This window comes from Paenalicyclobacillus ferrooxydans (assembly GCF_001399675.1).
Taxonomy (GTDB): Bacteria; Bacillota; Bacilli; order Alicyclobacillales; family Alicyclobacillaceae; genus Alicyclobacillus_B; species Alicyclobacillus_B ferrooxydans.
In genome coordinates this window covers 25,346-49,578 of the sequence record NZ_LJCO01000011.1, presented here as the reverse complement: position 1 = coordinate 49,578, position 24,233 = coordinate 25,346, and the positions used below count along the sequence as shown (strand labels likewise).

Here is a 24,233-nt window from a genome sequence, read left to right as displayed (position 1 = left end):
CTTCATACAGGATGGACAAAAAACAGCCCGCTTCTACCTTCACAAACAACTTGTTGAGTCCGATATAATGGGACTGTTGTTCTTTTACCTGTACATAAGGCGGAGGTTCGAAATTTCATGACATCTACATCACGCGCTGAATCCAGGCAAGAGAAATACGGGATTGCCTTTATTGCAGCTATCATGCTTTGCGTCATTCTGAATCCGCTCAACTCGTCGACCATTTCGGTGGCACTTCCGGTTCTTCTCAGTGCCCTTCACACCACTTCTTCCGGAATCACTTGGATTATCTCGGGATACTACCTTGGCAGTGCCATTGCTCAACCGGTGATGGGGAAACTTGGCGATGCTTGGGGGCGCGCGCGCTTTGTCTACATTGGACTTGCTTTAATGATTTTCACTGCTGTCCTCGCACCGTTTTCCAATGAACTTTGGTTATTTGTCTTCTGGCGGGTGGTTCAAGCGGTGGGAACCTCGATGATTTATCCAAACGCCGTTGGGTTGCTCCGGCAGTACCGTTCCGGCGACATTGGTCGGATTCTCGGCTGGATAGGGATGGCTGGCGGTGTAGCTGTTGCAGTCGGGCCAACGATTGGCGGTTTTCTCATCGATCTGGCTTCGTGGCACTCCATCTTCTGGTTGAATATTCCCTTATCTGTTGTCGCCATGGTGCTGTTATGGCGAATCCTTCCTAAGGGTAACCGAGCTGACAGATTGCATTCGGTCTCACGTGAAAACAACACAGCAAAAAACCATCAGATGGATGTGATGGGTATCCTCCTCTTTGCGTCCGCAGTCACCGCGTGGCTTCTCTGGTCGAACTCGAAACACCCGTTTGCGAATGCGCAACTGTTAACTTTGGTTCTCGGCGTGATACTCACCACTGGGCTGATTGTTGCCGAGCTTAGGCATACGTCACCGATCATTCCGGTTCGATGGTTCTCGCAATCGCAGTTTACGTTCAGCAGTCTGATTACAGTGCTGGCAAACTTGGTCATGTACTGTATCCTGTATGGGTTACCAGTGCTGCTCGAAACGGTTCGCAAATTCACCGCGACAGGAAGCGGTCTCGTTCTCCTGGCCTTTGCTGGGGTGATGAGCCTTGCCTCACCGCTCGGAGGACATTTGGCACAGAGTCAACGCCGCCGCATACCCATTCTTCTCGCCGGCTTGCTCCTTTTTGCAGGCGTCTTCATCCTATGCTGGGTCAATTCTCTGTCGGTACTCATGATGGTTCTTGCCCTTGCGCTCATCGGAGTCAGCTTTTCCATCAGCAATGTAGTCATCCAGAAGATTGTCCTCGACTCTGCCCCCCACCAAGATACGGGTCAAGCTTCGGGGGTGTACACACTGCTGAGGTACCTCGGTACAATTCTCTCCTCTGTCCTCGTCGGATCGAGCATCAGTACAGCGTCTGGGGCCCGCACCTTATTCATCATCCTCAGCGTTGTCAGCATGGCTACTGTTCTTTTGTCCTTCGGACTGAGAGATAACAAACCACAGTTGAGGTAAGTAATAAAATCTTTATGTTACACATTCACACACATCGACTGAAAATGTGTGTGAAATTTTTATGGCAAAACATCTACCCTCACCTACAACAATTTGTTACATTAAAATTAGGATTGACTAACAAGAAATCTAGGTGAGCATACCATGACGAGCAAGACGTTCAGCCTGTCACCAGAAGCGCAAGGTATTCAAGTTGCCGAGCAGTTAGCATCTGCCATCTCGCAGGACATGCAATTTCCTGTAGAGACACTGAAAGAATGTACGCAAGTCTTGATGAAGAAATCCAGAGGTATCAATCGCAAATACATCGACCTCATTCACGAAGAGGTCGAACGCCTCGAGATCCTTTTACACGAGTTGATACTCGTTAAGGATTATCACAACTTAACCTTCCACTCCCGAGACGTCCAATTGATTCTTGAGGACGCGATGATTGTCCTAACATCCCAAGCTGTGTTTAACAATATAACGATGCACATCGACTATCGACTGAACGCCCCAATGGTACACTGCGATGAAGCGCACCTGCGTCAAGAGTTTATCAACCTTTTTAAAAACGCGATTGAAGCGATGCCTGATGGCGGCTATTTGATGATCCGCACCGATGTCGAAGACAATAAGCTCCTCGTGGAAGTGATCGATGAAGGTGTCGGGATGGGTGCCACGGTTCTGGACCAGCTCGGCACACCGTTTGTCACCACGAAACCAAACGGAAAAGGGTTGGGCATTGCGATTAGTTCTGAGATTGTTTCTGCCCATGCTGGCACAATCGAGTTTGAAAGCAAACCTGGTCAAGGTACGCGTGTGAAGATCTATTTGCCGCTGCTGAACCTGAAACCGTAACGAGTCTTAGCTTCGTTTGAACTTGTCCATCCGATGGGACTTGCATAAATTCCCACCCGAATAATATGTATGTATAACCTCTCATCGGAAGGGTGTGAAGAACGTGAAGGTTCTGCTCGTGAATCGCCAACGCCCTGATAAAATGAGATACCAAGTCGTTCCATGGGGTGGCAACGGTCAAGGCGGATCAACCGTAGCCATAGCGAAGCGGTCTGGGGCAAAGCGGAGACGTGTCATATTCTACTCAACCTCACCTCGACTTGCTCGGGTTGCCAATTGGCCGTTTGTACCAGACTTTATCGTCGCTGTAACGATGGCATTTGCGAAGGTATTCGGCCACGAAGGTTAGTCCAAAACGTTTGATAGGGGGTGAGATGCCCCGCTGATGTTAATCAGGTTCATACCATGACATGGCGTGCCGAGTGTGGCACGCCTAACTGCCGTGTTCTCTTGTTGCACAGCAGGATCACCTTCGAGATCGCCCGATGATCCGTTGAACCTTCAATGGCTAATGGCGCTTACAGCGTCCAACGTAGACAGTCTATCGATAGGCACTTTTCTGCTTCGTGTTGCCGTGAGCCGATCCCCCGTGTGCCAGTGTTCTCTGTTCGGATATAATGAAACCGCGGTTGTCCGAAGGAGGTGGACCAGGCATGTTGTGGAAGCGGACCCTGCGCGGGATGAGCGACCTGACGAAATACGATGCAACCAAGCTGCGAATCGGACCATCCTTGCCAAACGCGATCGCCATCGCACTCCCTCTGTTGGTTGGCACACTGACGCACCATCCACTCGTTGGGGTGGGAGTCTCTGTTGGAGCCTTGGTTTCTGCATTCTCCGCGATGGCGGGTACATCTCGCAAACGTCTCAGAACAACCCTGTTTGTGGGCGCCTGGATGGCGTTCGCCACGTTCGTGGGTGCATTGTTTGCCTTTCACACGCTCGCAACCATTCTTCTGATTGTGTTCAGCGGCTTCATGGCGGGGCTTTGGACCTCAGTCAGTCCAACTGCCGGACAAGTAGCCGTGCTTACCACAAACGCGCTCATCATCATGTCTCAAGCCCCGCAAACTCCCTTGCATGCGGCGCAAAGTGCGATCTCTGTTCTCATTGGTGGTGTGCTCCAGGCTATGTTGTCAACGGGATCAGAATGGTTCAGTCGTGAGGACACAGAAACGACAGCGGTGCGAAATGTTTACACGGTGTTGTCCAACTATGCAAAGGTACATACACGGAAGGCTGATTTGGCGGTCGCTGCCAGTCTGATGGACGCGGGCGGTGCACTGAACGATTCCTTCATTTCCAAACACCGGTGGGAAAAACTCAAGGTTCTGCTCGATCTCGCCGAATTAATCCGCATCGACGTTGTGGCCCTGATTCAGATTGAGAAGAACATCCACAACAACCCGTCGTTGTCGCAGGATCTGATCCCGTTCATTCAGGCTCGGCTCACCGACGTTTCCGTCATGTTGGCGTTCTCAGCAAAATTCATTCGGAAAACGGACGGAGTGGCAGACGACGGCATGATGCAGGAGTGGCGACAGGGTCACAACCTGCAAATCCCAGGGTTACAAACCACTGGTTCGGACGAAACCCGCCGAGATGTGCTTCAACTGATGCACCAATTACAGTCTAAGATAGCTCAGGTTGCTGATGTCCTGTCTTCTGAGGTCATCGATCCGGCCTACGTTGTCTCCTATTCTCCACGGCGTTCACACCTGCGGCAATTTCAACAGATGGGCAAAACCCTGTTGGCGAACGTGACCTTCCACTCTACTGCGTTTCGTCATGCCATCCGCCTCGCATTCGCCCTGGCGATTGCAGCAACCATCTACCGTGAACTCCCAGTTTTGCACCGGGGTTACTGGTTGCCGCTCACGACTATGATCATCCTTAAAGGAGACTTTTTCAGCACCTTTACCCGCGGTATTGGCCGGATTGTAGGTACATTCGCGGGCGTGATCGTTGCGTCCTTGCTGACGATTATCCCAGACTCAAGTCACTACCTCGGGATCACGCTCATCGTCGTTTTCGCATGGGCGATGTACAGTGTCCTGAATGTGAACTACGTCTTGTTTTCGTTTTTTGTCACCTCAGAGATTGTCGTATTGATGTCCTTCTTTGAGAGTGGTGCTCCTGGTGTCACCATTACAGCACGTGTGCTGAACACCCTTCTTGGAAGCCTTCTTGCGATTGTGGTGTATCTGATCTGGCCGACATGGCAGCGTCAAAATGTTGCGGGCACTCTGGCCAGCTTGCTGGATTCGGTTGCTGTTTATTTTCGATCCGTTGCCACCCGCACCCCTGAGTCCCTGACCGAGGTTGAGTCAGCACGCAAGCACATGCGTACCGAACGAACGAATGCTGTCAGCGTAGTCGACCAGTTCCTGCGTGAGCCTGTCGAACAGATCCTCGATGTCCATGCGGTCACAGGCGTGCTGACGGCAGTTCATCGGTTTACGGATACCCTTCTCGCGCTCGAAGCTCGCGTTGACGTGCACGGACCGTTGTTGTCGCAACCGGATATCGCCGCTTGGGTCGATCGGATCGAACACATCATCAAGGACATGGAAGCGGCGGTGAAGGATGAGACGACTTCGATTTCGCCAGATATCATACAGTGGCTGAATGAAACGCAGGAGTTTGTCAATCAGATACCATCGCCGTTTATTCAGCTGCAGTTTGTGCGGATGCAGGAGAACCTCGGCACGATGGCGCGGATGCTCCCGTTGAACCAGCATTATGAAGCAGGTACCATCGGTGCTCGGGAGGGCGGCATGGGGATGTAAGGCGGCATGGGGGCTGGGCCATCGCGATCGCGATACAACGTGCTAGCGGAACTCTCTTCCTCTATCTGGCCACGCGCTGCTCACCCGCCCACGCCGCCACCCTGACCCCGCGTTGCTTCCCGGCCGGCGCCTACCACCTACCTCGCTCACTGCACCTTCTTGTCTTTGCCTTCCCAGACCGCGTCCCGAATCTTGAACTTTTGCAGCTTCCCCGTTGCGGTGCGCGGAAGCTCCGTCACAAATCGGTAGTCCTTCGGCGTCTTAAAGTGTGCCAGGCGTTCGCGGCAGAATTGGTTAACTCTTCCGCACTCACTTCTGCACCCGGCTTCAGCACGACAAACGCCACCGGGACCTCGCCCCACTTTTCGTCAGGGCGCGCGACCACCGCGACATCGGCCACCTGTGGATGCTTGTACAAGGCTCCTTCCACCTCAATCGACGACACGTTTTCCCCACCGGAGATAATGACATCCTTTAATCTATCGACAATCTCGATGTAGCCGTTCGGGTGGATCACGGCGAGATCGCCCGTGTGAAACCAACCGCCCGCCATCGCCTTCGCGGTCTCCTCCGGTTGCTTGTAGTAGCCTTCCATGACGACGTTCCCACGCGTGACGATCTCGCCGATTTCCCTGCCATCCCACGCGATCTCTGTGCCATCTTGCCGCATCACAGTCGTCTCTCCGTTGAACAGCATCTCGACGCCCTGGCAAGCCTTGAGTGCCGCCTGCTCCTCGCTCGACAAGCCTTCAAACTCCTCACGCCACTCACACCACGTGATAAACGGTGAGACTTCGGTCAGGCCGTAGACATGGATGACCTCCATGTTGAGCAGCCGCTGAACCCTGTCAATGACGGCCGCTGGCGGCGGCGATCCTGCCGTGGCAATGCGCGTCGGCCAAGTAATGTTGGCTTCCTCCACATGCGGAGCCTGCAGCAGCATGTTCAGTACCGTCGGGGCACCGCACGCGACGGTGATCCGTTTCTCCTGATAGAGGTTGATGACGCGGGCGGGATCAACCTTGCGCAAACAGATATGCGTCCCTCCCACACCAGTGATGGCCCACACCCCGCCCCACCCGTTTGCGTGAAACATCGGCAGCGTATGCAAATAGACGTCGTCATACGCAACACGCAAGTGGAAGAGAAAATCGACCGCATTCATATAGACGTTCCGATGCGTCAGGACGACCCCCTTCGGTTTTGAGGTGGTGCCGCTCGTGTAGTTGATGGTGATGGGCTGATTTTCGTCGATGGTGACAGCGCGATCGACAGGAGAAGCCTTGCGCAATAAAGCCTCGTAATCCAAGGCGTGCGGCACAGCTTTGGCACCCCCGTGCGCAATCTGGACGATGTGGCGGACATTTGGGATGGCATCTCGAATGGGTTCAACCAAATGGCTGTATTCCGCGTCCACAATCAAGACCTCGGTGTCGCTGTGATTCACGATGTACTCCACTTCGTGTGGCTGCAATCTGTAATTGATGGGGACAAGAACTGCCCCCATCTGAGGGACACCGTAGAAACACTCCAGCATTTCATGCGTATTCGGTGCTACGACGGCCACCTTCGTGCCCGGTTCCACGCCGAGCGCTGCCAGGCCGTTTGACAAGCGGTTTGTACGTTCCACAAAAGTCCGGTATGTGAATTCTACGTTGTCATCCACCACGGCAATCTTATCTGGATAAAGTTTTGCCGCACGGCGTTTGAATTCCATCGGTGTGAGTGGTGTTATCATCACGTGTCGCCCCTCTCGGAAATCGCTCAGTCGTTGACAAAAGTATTCGATATGTATGCGGCACAATTCCTTCTCAAGTGTGAATATTAAGATATTTTAACCTCGACGATCCGGTCTACATGTCCGGCTCCACCGCAGCCGCTTTGATTTGGCGTTCATCCGCTCGCTGTCAAGGTGTGCCATCTGCCCAAGCTGCGCAGCCGGAACCTGAACTTCTTCGTGTGGGACCGCCTGTTCAAACCGTGCGTAAGGCCTAAGACCCAAGGCCTAAGACCCAAGGCCTAAGACCCAAGGCCTAAGGCCTCACTTCATACGATTCTCCACGCGAAGAAAGAGACGTAATGCTCTTTAATCGACTCATGGATACAATGCCAAACACGGGCCCAATCGCGAGAACCATGAATGCGTATCGCCAAGTCACCCAGGAAACGATCACCGGCAGCAAATAGATGGATATCGTTGTAATGAGGAATCCAACGGACATCTGAAAAGCCAGGGCAGTTCCGATGTACTCAGGTTCCGCATGATCCGTTACGGATGCCGAAAACTGAGCCGAGTCGGCAATCACAAAGACCCCCCAGATGCCCGCGACGGTCACTGTTACCCACCACGATGTGTGATTGGTAAAGCCAATCACAAGGGCACATGTTGCGCTCACCGCCATCGCGAGGATAGTCAGATTTGCCTTGCCAATCCAGTCTGCAACCAATCCGCCAATCACGCATCCCACAGCCCCGAAGAGACCAATCGTGACAAATGCAACAATTGATCCAGTTGTCTCTGACTTGGCATTGGCAATCAAAAAGACCGGTAACCAGGTCCACGCGGCGTACAGCTCCCACATGTGACCAAAGTACCCAAAGTTGGACAACATCACGCGTTGATTTCCAAACACACGAGCGAGCTGTTTGGTTGAAACAGCCTGACCGGATGACTTCTGATGGTTGTCCACAACAAACAGCCACATCACGATTCCAGCAATCCAAGCCAAGGCTGAGCTGACCTCAATCATAACCTTCCAATCCAGTGTTGATGTGAAAAACAGAATAAAGTGCGGCAGATTGGAACCCATGGTCAGTGCACCAATTAACACGCCAATCGCGAGTCCTTTACGCTTTTGAAAGTGACTCGACAAGATTTTCACCGCCGTCGGGTACACACCCGCGAGCGTGATCCCGGTGAGACCGCGCATCAGAATGCCAAGCCAGGCATTCGGCATAAACATGAGCAACAGGTTTAGGACGCCTGCAAGAAGTGAACAGATGACAAACAGCCGCTTGGCACTGTACCTGTCTGACAAAGCAAAGAATGAACTCACAAGCGCTCCGAGAATAAAACCTATCTGCACGGAGATTGTCAACCATACGGGATTTACCGCGGTACTATGGTAGGAGACGTATAACTGATGGGATACTGCGGTGCCGCTGAACCAAACGCTCAGTGCAAACAACTCAGCTAAAGAAATCCAAAGCAAATGACTCCACTGCCTGTTTGAGTGATCCATCCGTCGACAAAACCTCTTTCAATTATAGGTATCAGTTCTATAGGTAAAATAAAGAATTTACTGATAAACAACCCGTCGCATAGGCCTATATCCAAATGTAACATATCTTTTCCAAACTGTGGATTCCATATCGAAAGTGTGTCATACTTTCCTTCGATTATAGAAATTCTCAATCTATTTACGCTGTGCGTATGAAACGAGGACAATGAGATGCCAAGAATCCCCTTGACGAAGTCCCTTAGCGTTGAACACGAATCGCACATTTTGTATTTCTACAGCACAGACGAGGCCTATATCGAGAATGCCATCTCCTTCATTCAAACAGGGATTCAGCTTGAGCAGCACGTCATTTTTATCGATCGTCAGGATCGTTACCAGGAGGTCCTTAACCATCTTCAAGATTGCACATTGAATAAAGAATATCTACATTACATTGATAGTCATGAGTTTTACGAAGCTCATGGTGATGTCAATTTCGACCGTGTCCTCACAAGGCTCGACTCCATTGTGGAACCGTATGTCAAAAACAAAACCATTATTCGACTCTGGGGTCATGTAGAGATCTATCACCTCAAGGAGATTCCAGATGACATACATGCCTACGAAAATTTTGCCGACATCACGATAACAGAGTTAGGGTACACCACCGTTTGTGCCTACGACGCCAGGCTCGTGCCGACGCAAACACATCTCGATCTGATGAAATCCCATGCGTTCATCATGACAGACGACCACCTGGTTCGCTCGAATTTGTATAAGACCTCGAATCAGAGGAATCCCACAGTCTTCCCTTCGATTTCGGTACAGCAAAACCTGGAATCCGAAATGGACCTTTACAAACAAAAACTAGACTTTATCCACGTCGTCTCGCACGAAGTGAGAAACCCACTAACCGTCATCAAGGCATATGCCGCCTTGCTGTCAGAAGACGAATCGGACCGAGGCCGCAAAGCTAAGCTTGAAGGGATCATCAACTACGCTTCCGCAATTGATAACGAGCTTTCACATATTATCAATACCGAACAAATGTTGAGCACGGACGCCGTCTGGCAAAAAACGCTGACACTGATTCAACCCGCGATTGATGAAGCGGTTGAGATGATGCGGGTCAAGGCGCTGACACAGAATATTGTCCTCGAGACCGACATCGAACTGGAGGAATCAGATGTCCTGTTTGCCAACCGAAACGGGATCAAATTGATTGTCACAAACCTCCTCAGCAATGCCATTAAGTACAGTACCGAGGGGCAGCGCGTTTACTTCCATATCGCAAAGAACGCGAATCAAATCACGATCATCGTCGTCGATCAGGGCATTGGTATGAGTCTGGAGCAACAAGGTAAGCTGTTTCGCAAGTACGAGAAGATGAACCACGAGGTGAACGGCCAAGGAATTGGTCTGTTCATGGTGAAACAACTCGTCGATCATTTCAACGGAACCATCACCGTTCAAAGCGAGCTCGGTCAGGGCAGCACATTTACAGTGAGCCTGCCGATGCGCACGAGAACATCGATAGAGGCCATCTCAATGACTAGCCGTTGACTGAAAGTACGTCCTGGCTATGGAAAGATGGGTGAAATCCCTCAACCAGATCATCCAAATCAACCAACTCATCGAAAATTCAGTTCAACATTCACGCAGATTGGTGTACGCTGAAGTCAAATGCCTATCAATCGGTTTCAACCTCTCACAAATGTTCGTTTGGATGTGGTGAAATGAAAGATAAGCAAATGCTCCAAGGGGCATGGGAGGCCTATGTTCTCCATGGGCTGAGGAACCATCCCCTCGTATCGGACCTATCTCCCGTCGTAACAGAGTCGTGGCAAAGGTCCCGTGCTTTTGATGTGAATCCTCTACAGGAAACAGGGACCGTCCGCTTCCGACAGCAAGATTTAACAGACCTCCAGCTCCGGAATCAAGATCTGATTGAAATCTCCATTCCCCTCATGATGCGTATCTACAACCTGGTCAGAGGTTCAGGCTTTGTCGTGACTTTATGCGACAAACAGGGCGTGTTGCTGAAGGTTATCGGTGACGATGCTCCGATGAGAAAGGCTGCTCAAATTGAGTTTGTGGAAGGGGCCGATTGGAGCGAACGATCCGTTGGCACCAACGCCATTGGAACCTGCCTTGTCATCAAAAAGCCGCTACAGATCTTTGCTGCCGAACACTATTCCAAAGCATGTCAGTGGTGGACCTGTTCCGCATCCCCCATCCGCAATCCCTCTGGTGAGATTGTCGGTGTTCTAAACATGTCTGGACCCTTTGAAGCTGTACATACCCATACGCTTGGCATGATTGTGTCAGCTGTCACGGCGATTGAAAATCTGTGGATGCTCGAGGAAAAAAACCGTGCGAACGCTCTGATGCAGCGCTATCTCGAATCAGCGATTGATACCCTTCCAGAAGGGGTTTTGGTGTTAAGCAAGGACAACCGAGTCATCCATGTAAACCGAGAGTTCCTGCAGCTCACGAATCTGAACGAGGTGCAAATTCTCGGACAAACTCTATCGAACTTATTACAGGCGCAAGAGTTATCGTTGTTGCTTGCAACAGGACTTGAGATTGTGGACCGAGAGGTCGCCTTTACCGTTCCAAACCTAGGACATGAATGGCGCGTTTTGTTTAGCATGAAACCCATCTTTGATGAGACAGGCGCTCGCATGGGTTCTCTCATTACACTGCGGGACATGGCGAAAGTGAGACAGTTTGTCAATCACATGACCGCCCGTCATCCCAAAGTGACCTTTGGCGATATCCTCGGTGAATCGCGCACTTTTTTAGAATGCCTGCGCGACGCCCGCATTGCAGCCGGATGTGACTCGACCGTGTTGTTGACGGGTGAAAGCGGCACAGGCAAAGACCTTCTCGCTCAGGCGATTCATGCGGATAGTACTCGACAACACCAACCGTTTATTGCCATCAACTGCGGTGCAATTCCCAGAGAGCTGCTTGGCAGCGAGTTGTTTGGATACGCCGAAGGTGCTTTCACAGGTGCCAAAAAAGGTGGACACGCAGGAAAGTTCGAATTGGCTGACGGGGGTACGTTGTTCCTCGATGAGGTCGGAGAGATGTCACTTGAGATGCAGGTCCATCTGTTGCGTGTGTTGCAAAATCAAGAAGTCGTGCGCATTGGCGGCGACAAGGTGACGCCAGTAGATGTCCGCATTATCGCGGCAACGAATGAGAACCTCATGAAGGCGGTTGAGTGCGGGCAATTCCGCCAGGACTTATTTTACCGACTAAACGTGATCCCAATTATAGTTCCCAGTCTTCGCGAACGCAGAGATGACATCCCGAGGATGGCTCAGGTATTTGTCAGGCAACTGAGTCAACGGTTGAATCGCCCTGGAACGAGGCAAGTCAGGTTTATTTCGGACGACTTTATGCACTTCTTAATGAACTGGGATTGGCCGGGCAATGTTCGTGAGTTACAAAACGTATTGGAGCGAGCCATCTTGAGGGCGACGGGAGATACCTTGCGGCCTGAATACCTCCCACCTGAGATGTTGAAAGACGGTGTCAGCATTCCCCGAGGTACTACAATCGACTTGAAAGAACAAGTCAAACGGAGAGTCCTCCTCGAATCCATTGAGGCATGCCACGGAAATTACAAGGCCGCTGCTCGACGGCTCGGCATCTCGCGGAGTACTCTCTATCGCCAATTGGAACGGTATGGTCTAAAGTCCTAGGCGATCCGTTCACGTTTTTTGTATATCTTGAGGCCACCGTACGCCAGTCCGGAACTCATCTACTCTCCCGAGGCCACAATAAGCGATAAGGTATGCCGGAACTCACCTTTGGTGAACTTGGTGAACTTGGTGAACTTGGTGAACCTTGCGTTACAAACTGAGGGCTCGTTGACGTTAGATCGGTGTGCCGTTTTGTCTCATGTGTCCCACCCAAGTGTCCCGAAATGTCCCGTTTCGGGACACCTTTTGTTCGACAGCATCATCATTCGTGCTCTTTCTCCCCCGTTGTTTCCCCACAGTTGCAGCTTGTGCTCAGATCGGACAGCTTGGCACAGAATTTGCGATACCTCCCTAATGGACTCGTGAGCGGTTCACGAAACATCATCGAGTTCACACAGATGACTGAGCCTTACGAAACACGGCCCAGTCTCGCGAAAGTGATCGAGTCTCACGAAACACGATCTAAAGGAGGGGACAGTGTTGTCCATCGAAGCATCTCAACTAAAGTGGATGTACGAGACAATGGTGAAAATCCGCTATTACGAAGAAACCATGGTCCAGGTGTACGCAGAAGGAAAGAACCCGGTGTTTAATATCGGCGCGGGTCCTGTACCCGGTGAAATGCACTTGGCTGCCGGTCAGGAGCCAGCAGCCGTTGGTATCTGTGCACATTTAACCAATGATGATACAGTCACTGCGCCGCACCGCCCCCATCACCACGCCATCGCGAAAGGCGTGGACTTGATGAAGATGACCGCTGAAATCTTTGGTAAAGAAACCGGCCTCGGCAAAGGGAAAGGCGGGCACATGCACCTGTTTGATCCGGTCGCGAAGTTCTCTTGCGGTGGCATCGTCGCCGCAGGCGTTCCTCATGCTGTCGGTGCTGCCCTTGCTGCCAAGATGCAAGGAAAAGATTACGTTGCTGTGGCGTTTATCGGCGAAGGGGCAGCAAACGCAGGGGCGTTCCACGAATCTTTGAACTTGGCCGCTGTCTGGAAGTTGCCTGTGATTGTGGTCATAGAAGATAATGCGTACGGCATTTCAGTGCCAAAATCCGCCTCCACTGCCGTCCCCTCAAATGACGTACGCGGCGCCGCGTACGGTATCCCCGGAGCATATGTGAAGGATAACGATCCACTCGAGATGTACAGGGTCAGCGAAGAAGCTGTTGCCAGGGCGAGGCGCGGTGACGGGCCGTCCATTATCGAGATCGAGACCTATCGCTATCTAGGACATTTCCAAGGAGACCCTGAAGTCTACCGTAAGAAGACTGAAGTCCCGGAACTACATCAGCGCGATCCGATTGTGCGTCTGAAAAACTACATGCTGGCTGAAGGTGCAGCGACGGACAGCGAGATTTCACAGATGGAAGAACACGCAAAGGCGGAAGTTGACGCTGCCTACCAGTTCGCGAGGGACAGCGCGTACCCGAGCCCCGAAGCCGCACTAGACGATGTTTTTGAGCCAGTCCACACAGGTGTAACAGCAGAGGTTGCAGCAACGGGCCAGGACAGCTGAAGACAGGCCCATCTGAAAACACACCTATCTGAAGACACACCTATCTGAAGGCACACCTATCTGAAGACAGGCCCATCTCTGGCAAGACGTCCGACAACGCGCCCATGTGTGACAACGCGTTCAACTGTGAGCTGTTGATGCCTGAGCGGATAGTGAACCGTGAACTGTAGTTTGAAAAAGGGCTTGAACTAGGGCTTGAGCGAGAGTGCGTGAGAGTGCGCGAGGATTTGAGCGGACTTTGAACGACAATTTGAGCGGGAATTTGAACAAGAACTGAAGCGAGCGATGAGGGGGCATAGTCATGAATACTGCAACAAAACGGATGTTGACAGGGAGTAAGGCCCTGTCCGAAGCCATCGCACAGGAGATGGAACGTGATCCGCGTGTGTTCGTAATGGGTGAAGACGTAGCAGGCTACGGCGGAATTTTCGGCGCAACCGAGGGGTTGCTGAATAAGTTCGGGCCAGAACGTGTACGTGACACTCCTATCTCAGAAACTGCGTTTATCGGTACTGCTATCGGGGCGGCAGCAGAAGGCCTGCGCCCCATTGCAGAACTGATGTTTGTTGATTTTCACGGCGTGTGCATGGACCAGATTTACAACCATATGGCCAAGATCCACTACATGTCAGGCGGCAACGTGAAACTGCCGATGGTCTTAATGACTGCGGTTGGGGGCGGATATGACGACGCAGCACAACACTCTCAAACGCTGTACGCTTCGTTTGGGCACCTGCCCGGTATGAAAGTTGTTGCGCCCTCCACCCCGTACGACCTGAAAGGCATGATGACCTCTGCCATTCGCGAAGACAACCCTGTCGTTTTTATGTTCCACAAGGCACTGCAGGGGCTCGCTTGGATGGACCAGATCGACGAGTCCATCGGGATCGTGCCCGAAGAGTCCTATACGGTGCCTCTTGATAAAGCAAAGGTCGTTCGAGAGGGGACCGATGTCACCATCGTTGGCGTTCAGATGATGACACACGCAGCAACTCGCGCGGCGGATCGCCTTCAGGCAGAGGGTATCTCTGCGGAGGTGATTGACCTGCGCTCAATTGCTCCGCTTGATAAAGACACCATCCTTGAATCGGTTCGCAAGACCCATCGGTTGATTGTCGTTGACGAGGATTATCTCTCTTACGGCATGACCGCGGAGGTCGCTGCAGTGGTCGCAGAAGAAGCACTGTACGAACTTGAAGCACCTATTAAACGACTGGCCATTCCGAATGTGCCAATTCCATACAGCTCTGTGCTCGAGAAATTCGTGCTTCCAAACGCGGATATCATCTACGACGAAGTGAAGCGCATCATCAGTTTGTAACTTGTGGAGGCAGATATTTTGGCAGAGGCAGTAGAGGTCAAACTTCCAAGAACAGCAGAAGATGTGGATGAGAGTGTCGTCGTTCTTTGGTATAAGTCAGAAGGAGATCGGGTTCAGGAGAATGATGTCCTCCTTGAGGTTCAATCTGAGAAAGCGACCTTCGAAATCGAAGCTCCAGCGTCCGGCATCCTGCGCGAGATCTGCGTGGGGCGTGCAGAAGTCGCGGCGGTTGGCGACATCCTCGGCATCATCGAGACCAAAGGTGACAAAGAGGTTGTCGTCAGCCTGCCAGAGAAATCTGGTCTCGATGGAGATGCCCACACTGACTCTGGCGTAACGAGTGGAGCATCGCGATCCGGTGCCGCCCCTGCACAAGCTGTCACGGCCGATCCCATATCTGCGATTACGGGTCAAAACAGCAGTTTTGTCTCAGCCCCGCCGCGGATCCGCCGTTTGGCAAGTCAGCTGGGTGTCGATCTTGCCAAGGTAAATGGAACCGGACCAAACGGCCGGATTACCGAAGCGGACATTCAAGCGGCCGCACTTAAGGTAGGTTCGGAAGCTGAGTTGCACCGAACGCGTTTGACTGACAGGGCCGGTTCAGCTGAGGAAGCACCTGAGCCAATGTCACCAATTCGAAAAACCATTGCCAAACGGATGTTGCAAAGCCTGCAGCAGTCTGCACAACTCACTCTTACGCGCTGGGCGGATGTCAGCAAGCTCGCCGCTTTACGCAGCACCCTTGAACCCGGAGTCAGTTGGAATACCTGGGTTCTTGCCGCCGTGGTCAAAGCCTTAACAGACCATCCGTATCTCAATGCCACCATTGACGGCGAAGTGATTCGGCAATCAAGTTCGGTGAACCTAGGTGTAGCTGTCGATACGGATGCAGGACTCATGGTGCCGGTGATTAAAGACGCCAATCAAAAGAGTCTGGCAGACCTCCAGTTTGAAGCAACTGCACTCGCCGATAAGGCCCGGTCCGGCAAGGCCTCGTCAGCTGAACTAACTGGCAGTACGTTCACCGTGACCAACCTCGGTGCGTATGGCATTGAGTTTTTCACACCAATCATCAATCCGCCTGAGGTCGGTATCCTCGGGGTCGGGCAAATTGAGCAGAAAGTGGTTTTCTCTGAAAATACACTGATCGTCATGCATAGACTGCCGCTCAGTCTCACGTTCGACCACCGCGCAACAGATGGAGGTCCGGCAGCGCATTTTCTAGCTGCTGTAGCTGATTACCTGAGTCGTCCGGAGCAGTTGCGGTAATCTCGGTAATCTCGGTAATCTCGGTAATCTCGGTAATCTCGGTAATCTCGGTAATCTCGGTAATCTCGGTAATTGTGGTAATTGTGGTAATTGTGGTAGTTGCAATCCGGCAAGAGCACCGATGGGAGCGACACCATGTATCCCTCTCTCGGTGCTCTTTTGGCATTCCTAAATACATATGGCGTTTCTCATTGAAAGTTACACGTATGTAATTTCGCGGGTATTCCATCGTCATAGGACATCATTTTGATTGTCCTCTTCTTGCGGCTCAGCTGCCTGCTTTACACTCGTCCTCGCAAGCATCCCGATTAAACTCGCTAGCACTGTAATGACCAAGACAAACCCTAGTCCCATCTCTATCACCTTCAAGCTTTTTGCGTGGCAGAGACTACCGTAGCACATCGGTTTTGTCAGAGTCTGTCAGTTGATGCTGGACAGCTTGGAATTTTGAAAGAGTTTCCTGTCGAACCTGCTTCTGATGTTGACAGTTAGGATATATTTTTATTAGTAAATAATACGGTCTACCAAATGATAAACCCGTAGACCAAAAAGGATAAAGAGGTGTAAGAACACCCATGGCGAGAACAAGCAGAGACAAAACCGTTTCGCACCTGCAGATTGCGCGTACTTTGCGGAGCATTACACAGGGGATTGCCGTCGTCGACCTTACCCTCTATCTGAAGGACTTGCATTGGTCCGGTACCGCAATCGGCGGCGTAATGTCTGCTGCCGGTTTGGTAGGAGCCGCTCTCATCGTAATGATTGGCGTGATGAGCGACAGACTCGGACGTAAGCCCTTCCTTATCGTCTATGAAGTCATCACAGCGATTGCAGCACTCTTGCTTGTCACCACCACCAACGCCGCCATACTCACCATCATTATTGTTCTAACCGGGTTCGGGCGCGGGCAAAACGGTGCAGCTGGGCCATTCACTCCTGCCGAACAGGCCTGGATGGCTTCCAGAGTACCACGTTCGGAACGCGGCAGTGTATTCAGTACAAACACAGCACTCGGATTCTTTGGCATGGCTACAGGAGCACTACTTGCAGGAACACCAAGATTATGGCACAATGCGCTGCCTGGTGCTGCGGGATTCCATCCGCTGTTCGGACTCATGTTTCTCATTTCTCTGGCTTGCGTCGGTGTTATCGCGACGGCTCCATCGGGAACAAACGGATCGTCGAATAAAAGTAAAGCCGTTCGAGAGCATGCAGTGACAGCGAGTGCGGACGCTGGCGTACAAGCGAACTCTGACCACCCCAGTGCCACACGGAATCTCGAAACGAATGCCGGCCCTGCCATGGACGAATCGTCTATCCGGCGCCAAGAGAACAAAAACATGGCCAAACTGGCGGGTGTCAACGCGCTGAACGGACTTGCCATCGGGTTTATGGGCCCGATGATGTCCTATTGGTTTGCAATGAAATTCGGTGCCACTTCCTCTGAAATTGGTACCACCTTGGCCCTGTCATTCGTCCTCACTGGCATGTCGTCACTCATCACTGGTGCATTGACAAAGCGATTCGGCATGGTCAAGTCAGTCGTTTACCTGCAGCTCTTTGGCATTTTCATGATCCTCATCTTGCCGCTCGCGCCGTCGTTCTGGCTGGCGTCCGCCATCTACGTCATCCGGTCCGCGTTCAGCCGCGGGACGCAAGGAGCGAGATCGGCACTCAGCAGCAGCTTGACCCGAGACAAACGACGCGGCTTCTCTGTGAGCATGAACGCCCTTGCGATGCGCCTTCCATCTGCTATCGGCCCCACCCTATCGGGGACGATGTTGGACACAGGCATTTTTGCATTGCCGTTTTTTATCGCGGGCGGCTTACAGCTATGCTCCACCTTGCTCTACGGTCGGTTGTTCCGAGGCTTCGACGCACCTGCTCCTGATGCCGTCCCGCGGCGTTCGTGAGGATGACAAGATGACATCAAGCGGACGGCCCTGGTTCATCGCAAGCGATCTTGGACCCGACAAGATTCTTGATGAATCAAGTGAAACAACTCTAATATGAAATCGGGCCGCAGACCCTGGGACGTCCCCAGGGTTTCGTAGCGCTTTTTTACCTCCGTTGCCCTGTCTTGTTGAACCACATGCACGTCAGCTGAACGCTTCAAAAGCCCAATCGTCTCAGATAGGCGAAACCGGGCGGCAAGACATGCGAGAAGCTCGCGGTCGACATCGTCAATCTGTGCGCGGTACTGTTCGAGTTCCTCCCTGATGTTATCCATTCAACACACCCTCTCGTAGTTGTGCACAACTCTCTTCAAGGACGTTGATGTGACGCATCAAGCTCTCAAATTCGCCAGGTGTAATACTCTGATCTCCATCTGACAGGGCCGATTCAGGTGTATTGTGCGCTTCAAGGATGAGGCCATCAGCACCGCAAGCTACTGCAGCCATGCTCATGGCAGTGACGTAGCGAGCAACGCCTGTTCCATGGCTCGGATCGACGATGATCGGCAAGTGGCTGAGATGCTTCACTACGGGTACAGCATTCAGGTCAAGCGTGTTTCGCGTCGCAGTCTCGAAGGTTCGAATCCCTCGTTCACAAAGGACCACATTGGGGTTGCCTTCACTTAAAATATACTCGGCAGACATTAACCACTCTTCAATCGTCGCCGACAACCCGCGCTTCAACAAAACGGGTTTCGTGGTTCTCCCGACGGCCTTCAACAATGGGTAGTTTTGCATATTGCGTGCACCAATTTGTACCATGTCGATGTATTCACATGCCATCGGCAGGTGTTCGATTTCCATGACTTCGGATACAACAGGCAAGCCTGTTACTTCCCGTGCTTCAGCAAGGAACTTGAGACCCGTTTCACCCAGTCCTTGAAACGAGTACGGTGAACTCCTCGGTTTAAACGCTCCGCCTCGCAAAAGATGTGCCCCGGCATCTTTCAGTTGCCGTGCAATTTCAATGATTTGATCGCGACTCTCGACTGAACACGGACCAGCCATCACGGTGACAGACCCATCACCAATTTTATGCTGAGCTACAGTCACGATAGTCGGCTCAAGATGGTTTGCACGGCTTGCAAGTTTGTACGGAGCTGGTTTCTTGTTGACCTCACGAATTGTCATCGCCATGGATTGTATCCTCCCTTATGTTCGTATCGCTGTGAGTTGATGCATTGGGTTGATGCATTGGGTTGATGCATTGGGTTGATGCAGCAGGTGCAAAAAACATTTGTGACCAATTGAAAATAGAAAAACCCCGCCCCACAGCTTAGGGACGAGGTTTTCTCGCGGTACCACCCTAATAAAAGACTTGTGCCATAACATTTCTCTGGTGTAAAACAAAAAGCCTCATCCTGTATAGGGACGAGACTTCTCGCGGTACCACCCTAATAAAAGGCACAACACCTTTCACTTGATTACGGATAACGGCGCACTGGTTAGTGCCCGGTTTAGGCTACTACCCACCAAGGGGTTCACCTAACAGCTCCGGAGTGTACTTCCGTGCTTCCTGTGGTTCGGCTCGCAGCGACCGCCGACTCTCTGTACCCAGTCCCGCACGTACTCTCTCCATCTCAGCTTTTGAAATATGTTGTTTTCAAAAACAAAAAAGCCCGCCCCCGACAAGGGACGAGACATACTCGCGGTACCACCCTAATAAAGGCACGAATGCCTTCACTTCATTGAAATAACGAAAACGTACGAGACGCTTCCGGCAATGGCTAATATCCCTTAGGAGTTCACCATGCGGCTCCGAAGTGTACTTCCGGTATCTGTTCAGATCGGTTCACACCAACCACCGACTCTCTGGACTGACGCAAATCCGTACTCTCTTCATCCCAGCCGTTTGCATTTGGAATTGGAGTCATTTTATCCTGCACACCGATTGAGTGTCAAGAGAAAATATTTGTTTTATTCAAACAAAATATACGTTTGACCTAGAATCCTGCATGGCCCCCGCCGACGCTTCTTAGTCGACTTCGGCCGCCGTCGTGCCGGCAGCTGGGTTTCGCCTTGCCAACAGAGGAACTGGGTTCCGCTATTTGACTCATTCATGCCGTCGGCTTGGTTTCGCCTTGCCCACAGAGGAACTCAGTTCCGGTGTTTGACTCATTCATGCCGGCGGCTGGGTTTCCCCTTGCCAACAGAGGAACTGGGTTCCTCTGTTTGACTCATTCGTGCCGTCGGCCAGGCTCCCCCTTGCCAACAGAGGAACTCAGTTCCTCTGTTTGACTCATCCGTGCCGGCGGCCGGGCTTCACCTTGCCAACAGAGGAACTGGGTTCCTCTGTTTGACTCATTCGTGCCGGCGGCCAGGCTCCGCCTTGCCAACAGAGGAACTGGGTTCCTCTGTTTGACTCGTTCATGCCGGCGGCTGGGCTTCACCTTGCCAACAGAGGAACTGAGTTCCTCTGTTTGACTCATCCGTGCCGTCGGCCAGGCTCCCCCTTGCCAACAGAGGAACTCAGTTCCTCTGTTTGACTCATTCGTGCCGGCGGCCAGGCTCCGCCTTGCCAACAGAGGAACTGAGTTCCTCTGTTTGACTCGTTCATGACGGCGGCCGGGCTTCACCTTGCCAACAGAGGAACTGGGTTCCTCTGTTTGACTCGTTCATGCCGGCGGCTGGGCTTCACCTTGCCAACAGAGGAACTGAGTTCCTCTGTTTGACTCGTTCATGCCGGCGGCCGGGCTTCACCTTGCCAACAGAGGAACTGGGTTCCTCTGTTTGACTCGTTCATGCCGGCGGCTGGGTTTCACCTTGCCAACAGAGGAACTAAGTTCCTCTGTTGGACTCATTCGTGCTGTTGGGCTCCGGTCGTCGCGTGCGGCTGAGCTGCAGGTACCCTCCCCTGATTCCTTTCGGTCCTGTCGTTAAATAAGTAACTCACTGCCATACCTCCGCAAACACTACTCCCAATAAAAACGACTGCCGGGAGTTTCCCGACAGCAAGCAGAATGCCACCATAAGGAGGGTGGCATTCTGCTTCGGTGCATTCGGTATGGATGAGATGAGATGAGATGAACTGCGCGGCCCAGTACGCAGTGCATCAACCTCAACCGTTCGTCAAACTTTGTGCGTCCCAAGCCTTCGTCCAATCAAGCGAACGCGGATACCATCAGGCTTTCGGTTAGGCTTTCGTGCGTTCGGTTAGGCTTTCGGTCAGGCTCTCGCTCCACCGCGTCCACCCGTCGGCAAGGAAGTGCGTCCGCCCTCGTCTCTTCCTTCGGAGAGCTTACGGGTCGCCTTCCCTGCAGGACCAAGCAGGTTCTGGCCTCTGCGGTGACGGATGTAACCATCAATGCCAATCAGGCTGGCGTAGCTGGGGAACTTGAACCAGACAATATCCGTTACAAGATAACCAAAGTTGTTTGCTGAACCGGCAGTTGCGTATTGAAGGTTTAAGAACAATGCTGCAACCATGGTGTAGATAAATCCAAAACCGAAGAAGACAAACACACCAATCAAGATTTCAAATGCAACAACGAGAAAGTCAGTCAGTCCTGTCATAGTCAGGAACAGGTGGTTCGCGAACCAAACGAGCAGATTGTTGAGGTGAAGCGGGTCCGCGCCATGTGAATGTTGGAGGTTCTTGACCATTCCTTGAATCATACCAGCGGAGTTTGCTTTGCCGTTGGACAACCAGGACAGTTTCTCCAATCCGGCTTTAAACCAGTCCCATCCAAAGATTAGTCTGGCGATGGTAAATACCACGACCACGACTGCATTCCACCAACTCTTCTTCAGTTCCGCTCCTACGGCTTCAAAATACCCCACGTGCGTAACCCCCTCATGGACTAAGTAAGTAAGATTGCCTAGGAAGCATTCTTGCACCTCCCGCTGGTCTTTATTGTCGTTGATCCTGAGCAAACAACAGAGATGCGTTTGGGGGATTTATGCATAGGAAAATAAACTAGTCCAGACGGGAGAAATGGTAAATGTGCATAGTACCTTGTAATGAATTGAAGAAAATTTGGAGCATCATCGGGACTTTCACATTGCAATATGAAGTTGTATTGACGGAACTTGTCATTTTTCAGAGAAATGAGAAAAACGGTCCTGAACCCCCGCAGTGTTCCCATGATGTGAAGAAATAAAGAAGCAGTTCGCCGGAAGCGAACTGCTTAGGATTAACGAAAACCGTGAGTGAGTGTACCTTCAAGCTAGGACTAGAGCAGGGACTCCAATTCATCGAGGACACTGCCAAAACGTTGGATCCCGGTTCGCAGGGTGTCTGGATCCAGCATATTCACCCCCGCAATCTCGTAGGTCTGCGGAGCCGACTTGCTTCCAGCTGACATCAAGAACTGAAGGTAACGGTCGACCGCCGGCTGCCCCTCTGATTGAATCGCCTCTGCGATGGCACCAGACATGCAGAGCGCCGCGGAGTAGCAGTACGGATACAGGGTCGCGTACATTGGTTGCGGCCAGACCGCCCATAGCAACCCATCGTGCTCGCTCACGGTAAGACCGTCTCCGTAAAATTCGTGGATATACCGGGCCTGAATTTTCGATACCTCCGCGGCCGAAACAGGCTCTCCTGCCTCAACCTTGTTGTATACCTCAGCCTGCATCTTTTCAATCACAAACAACATGCCAATCAACATAACAAAATCAAACTCAATCAGTTGGCGAGCCCCCGCAAGAACCTGCCTCTTATCGCCGGACTGCTTGAGATGATGAAACAGCAGCCACTCATTTGTTGTCGATGCCGTCTCCGCCAGCAGCATGCCATAATCCGCATCAAATCGGTTTTTTTGCCTTGTGAAATCCGTATGGACAAGGTGTCCGAGTTCATGACTGAGTGTCAGTGCGTCTGACAACAAGTCATACCAAGTGGACATGATATACGTCGGTGCTCCGTACGAAGTCAATGTCACTGGAATCGGGAACTTGCCATCATTATCAGCGAGGTCAATGCGTTTCTCTGCAAACGCCGCGTGTAAGAAGTTGTGGTATTCATCCCCCAGCACCTGCAGCGCTGACTCAATCAGTGCTTGTCCTTCCTCATAAGATAGTCGGACGTCCGATTCGGAAAGCGGTGCACACAAGTCGTAGAAATATACCTTGTCTACGCCCTGAACACGCTTTTGCAATTCAACATAACGGCGTGCAATCGGCTTTGCCTCTTCCATAATGACGTCCAGCGCAGTCCGATAGAAGTTGACCGGGATGCCGTCTTTCTCGAGGAACATTTCTGCCGCAGAATCATAATTTCGCAGCTTGGCAATCGACACCTGTGTCTTAACATGCGTAATGTAGTTTGTTACAAGTGTGTATTCGTAGGTCTTTAGTCCCTTCATCAGAGACTCGTAGGCAGCGCGCCGAACGTCTCGATCGGTGTCCAGTAACAGTTTGAAAAAGGCCGTGTCAATCGCGACTGCTTCCTTTGTACCGTCAGACCGCGTTACAGATTCACAGTGCAGGTCGGCATTTGTGAGCATACCGTAAAGCCGGTTTGGCCCGTCAATACTGACCGACAGTGTCGCTAGAATCTGCTCACCTTCGGCAGAAAGCTGATGGGCTTTTTGCTGTTGCAGGTTGCGGAGGTAATTCTCGTAACGAGAAAGCCTTAGCTCCTCTGCGACGAGCTCCTCAACATCCATCTTCGCCGATTGCACTATCTCCGGTTCGACAAACGCGGCAGCCGCAAGGAATGTTTGGGCTAAGGTTTCCTCTTCGCTGGCGAGCAGTTGAGCATCGGGATCGGACGCGTCGGCCATATATTGGGTGTGCGCAAACTGACGGATAAGGTCAAACCGATTCCCGAGGGATTCGAGCCATTCAAGCACTTCATAAAGTGTCTTTGCACTGCTCATCACACGACCTCGGTATTCCGCCAAATGACGGACATCGGTGCGCAGTGCTTCGGTATCCTGCTCCCATTCAACACGCGTACGATAGAGGTGGGTCAAATCGAACTTCAGTGCATCTGGTGCTTCTTTTCGACTCGTTCGCGGCACATGTACGACCTCTTTTCATCAATAGGTAGGTAGACAATTGGTAGATAATAGACAAGCATTCGTGGTACGTGGTCGCAGTTTTGTGGTTGTCGCGGTTGTCGCCGTCGCGCGGTGGTTGCGGTTGTC

Annotated in this window: 17 protein-coding genes, 1 pseudogene and 2 other annotated features; of the genes and pseudogenes, 10 read left to right on the top strand and 8 right to left on the bottom strand. The window is 51.9% G+C overall.

The genetic code is table 11. The features are described 5' to 3' along the window. Positions 1 to 117: 117 nt before the first annotated feature. The 4 genes from AN477_RS02340 to AN477_RS02325 all read left to right on the top strand — a co-directional run bounded on the left by AN477_RS02340 (position 118) and on the right by AN477_RS02325 (position 5,144). Positions 118 to 1,512: an MFS transporter gene (locus tag AN477_RS02340; RefSeq protein WP_054967587.1), complete on the top strand. Its 1,395-nt coding sequence runs from the start codon at positions 118 to 120 to the stop codon at positions 1,510 to 1,512. A gap of 144 nt (positions 1,513 to 1,656) precedes the next feature. After that, positions 1,657 to 2,355, top strand: a complete 699-nt coding sequence (locus tag AN477_RS02335) for an ATP-binding protein (RefSeq protein ID WP_054967586.1) — start codon at positions 1,657 to 1,659, stop codon at positions 2,353 to 2,355. A 103-nt stretch (positions 2,356 to 2,458) separates the two neighbouring features. After that, a complete protein-coding gene (locus AN477_RS02330; RefSeq protein ID WP_054967585.1) occupies positions 2,459 to 2,704 on the top strand; it encodes a hypothetical protein in 246 nt (81 codons plus the stop codon). A 304-nt stretch (positions 2,705 to 3,008) separates the two neighbouring features. Beyond that, positions 3,009 to 5,144, top strand: coding sequence for an FUSC family protein (locus AN477_RS02325; protein ID WP_054967584.1), 2,136 nt, complete (start codon positions 3,009 to 3,011; stop codon positions 5,142 to 5,144). A gap of 146 nt (positions 5,145 to 5,290) precedes the next feature. On the opposite strand, the pseudogene AN477_RS02320 reads toward AN477_RS02325, so the two are convergent. Beyond that, a pseudogene (locus AN477_RS02320) lies at positions 5,291 to 6,861 on the bottom strand (long-chain-fatty-acid--CoA ligase). 316 nt (positions 6,862 to 7,177) lie between these two features. After that, a complete protein-coding gene (locus tag AN477_RS02315) occupies positions 7,178 to 8,386 on the bottom strand; it encodes an MFS transporter (protein ID WP_054967583.1) in 1,209 nt (402 codons plus the stop codon). Positions 8,387 to 8,596: 210 nt separating this feature from the next. On the opposite strand from AN477_RS02315, the gene AN477_RS02310 reads away from it, so the two are divergent. The 5 genes from AN477_RS02310 to AN477_RS02290 all read left to right on the top strand — a co-directional run bounded on the left by AN477_RS02310 (position 8,597) and on the right by AN477_RS02290 (position 16,186). Then, the gene (locus AN477_RS02310) at positions 8,597 to 9,928 is read left to right on the top strand and encodes an ATP-binding protein (protein WP_054967582.1); all 1,332 of its coding nucleotides are present in this window, start codon (positions 8,597 to 8,599) and stop codon (positions 9,926 to 9,928) included. A gap of 173 nt (positions 9,929 to 10,101) precedes the next feature. Beyond that, complete coding sequence (locus tag AN477_RS02305; protein WP_054967581.1) at positions 10,102 to 12,078, top strand: sigma-54-dependent Fis family transcriptional regulator; 1,977 nt, start codon at positions 10,102 to 10,104, stop codon at positions 12,076 to 12,078. 510 nt (positions 12,079 to 12,588) lie between these two features. Beyond that, positions 12,589 to 13,596 carry a thiamine pyrophosphate-dependent dehydrogenase E1 component subunit alpha gene (locus AN477_RS02300; RefSeq protein ID WP_157061787.1) on the top strand — a complete coding sequence of 336 codons (1,008 nt, stop codon included), beginning with the start codon at positions 12,589 to 12,591 and terminating at the stop codon, positions 13,594 to 13,596. Between the two features lie 301 nt (positions 13,597 to 13,897). After that, a complete protein-coding gene (locus AN477_RS02295; RefSeq protein WP_054967579.1) occupies positions 13,898 to 14,917 on the top strand; it encodes an alpha-ketoacid dehydrogenase subunit beta in 1,020 nt (339 codons plus the stop codon). Positions 14,918 to 14,935: 18 nt separating this feature from the next. Continuing rightward, entirely contained in the window at positions 14,936 to 16,186 is a 1,251-nt protein-coding gene (locus AN477_RS02290) for a dihydrolipoamide acetyltransferase family protein (protein ID WP_054967578.1), read from the top strand. A 231-nt stretch (positions 16,187 to 16,417) separates the two neighbouring features. Here the strand turns inward: AN477_RS02290 and AN477_RS25625 are convergent, their stop codons facing one another. Next, the gene (locus AN477_RS25625) at positions 16,418 to 16,540 is read right to left on the bottom strand and encodes a hypothetical protein (RefSeq protein ID WP_281176301.1); all 123 of its coding nucleotides are present in this window, start codon (positions 16,538 to 16,540) and stop codon (positions 16,418 to 16,420) included. Positions 16,541 to 16,761: 221 nt separating this feature from the next. Here AN477_RS25625 and AN477_RS02285 point away from each other — a divergent pair, with 221 nt between their 5' ends. After that, positions 16,762 to 18,099, top strand: a complete 1,338-nt coding sequence (locus tag AN477_RS02285) for an MFS transporter (protein ID WP_054967577.1) — start codon at positions 16,762 to 16,764, stop codon at positions 18,097 to 18,099. A 35-nt stretch (positions 18,100 to 18,134) separates the two neighbouring features. On the opposite strand, the gene AN477_RS02280 is transcribed toward AN477_RS02285, so the two are convergent. The 5 genes from AN477_RS02280 to AN477_RS02260 all read right to left on the bottom strand — a co-directional run bounded on the left by AN477_RS02280 (position 18,135) and on the right by AN477_RS02260 (position 24,107). Then, positions 18,135 to 18,416, bottom strand: coding sequence for a chorismate mutase (locus AN477_RS02280; protein WP_054967576.1), 282 nt, complete (start codon positions 18,414 to 18,416; stop codon positions 18,135 to 18,137). Continuing rightward, positions 18,409 to 19,278, bottom strand: a complete 870-nt coding sequence (aroF, locus tag AN477_RS02275; protein ID WP_083485879.1) for a 3-deoxy-7-phosphoheptulonate synthase — start codon at positions 19,276 to 19,278, stop codon at positions 18,409 to 18,411. The genes AN477_RS02280 and aroF overlap by 8 nt, the downstream gene beginning before the upstream one ends. A 227-nt stretch (positions 19,279 to 19,505) precedes the next feature. Beyond that, positions 19,506 to 19,732 (bottom strand) — a binding site (T-box leader). Between the two features lie 37 nt (positions 19,733 to 19,769). Then, positions 19,770 to 19,996, bottom strand: a binding site (T-box leader). 322 nt (positions 19,997 to 20,318) lie between these two features. Further along, a complete protein-coding gene (locus tag AN477_RS02270; RefSeq protein WP_157061774.1) occupies positions 20,319 to 20,663 on the bottom strand; it encodes a hypothetical protein in 345 nt (114 codons plus the stop codon). Between the two features lie 643 nt (positions 20,664 to 21,306). Then, positions 21,307 to 21,921, bottom strand: coding sequence for a hypothetical protein (locus tag AN477_RS02265; protein ID WP_054967574.1), 615 nt, complete (start codon positions 21,919 to 21,921; stop codon positions 21,307 to 21,309). Between the two features lie 392 nt (positions 21,922 to 22,313). Beyond that, positions 22,314 to 24,107, bottom strand: a complete 1,794-nt coding sequence (locus AN477_RS02260; protein ID WP_054967573.1) for a M3 family oligoendopeptidase — start codon at positions 24,105 to 24,107, stop codon at positions 22,314 to 22,316. Positions 24,108 to 24,233: the final 126 nt, after the last annotated feature.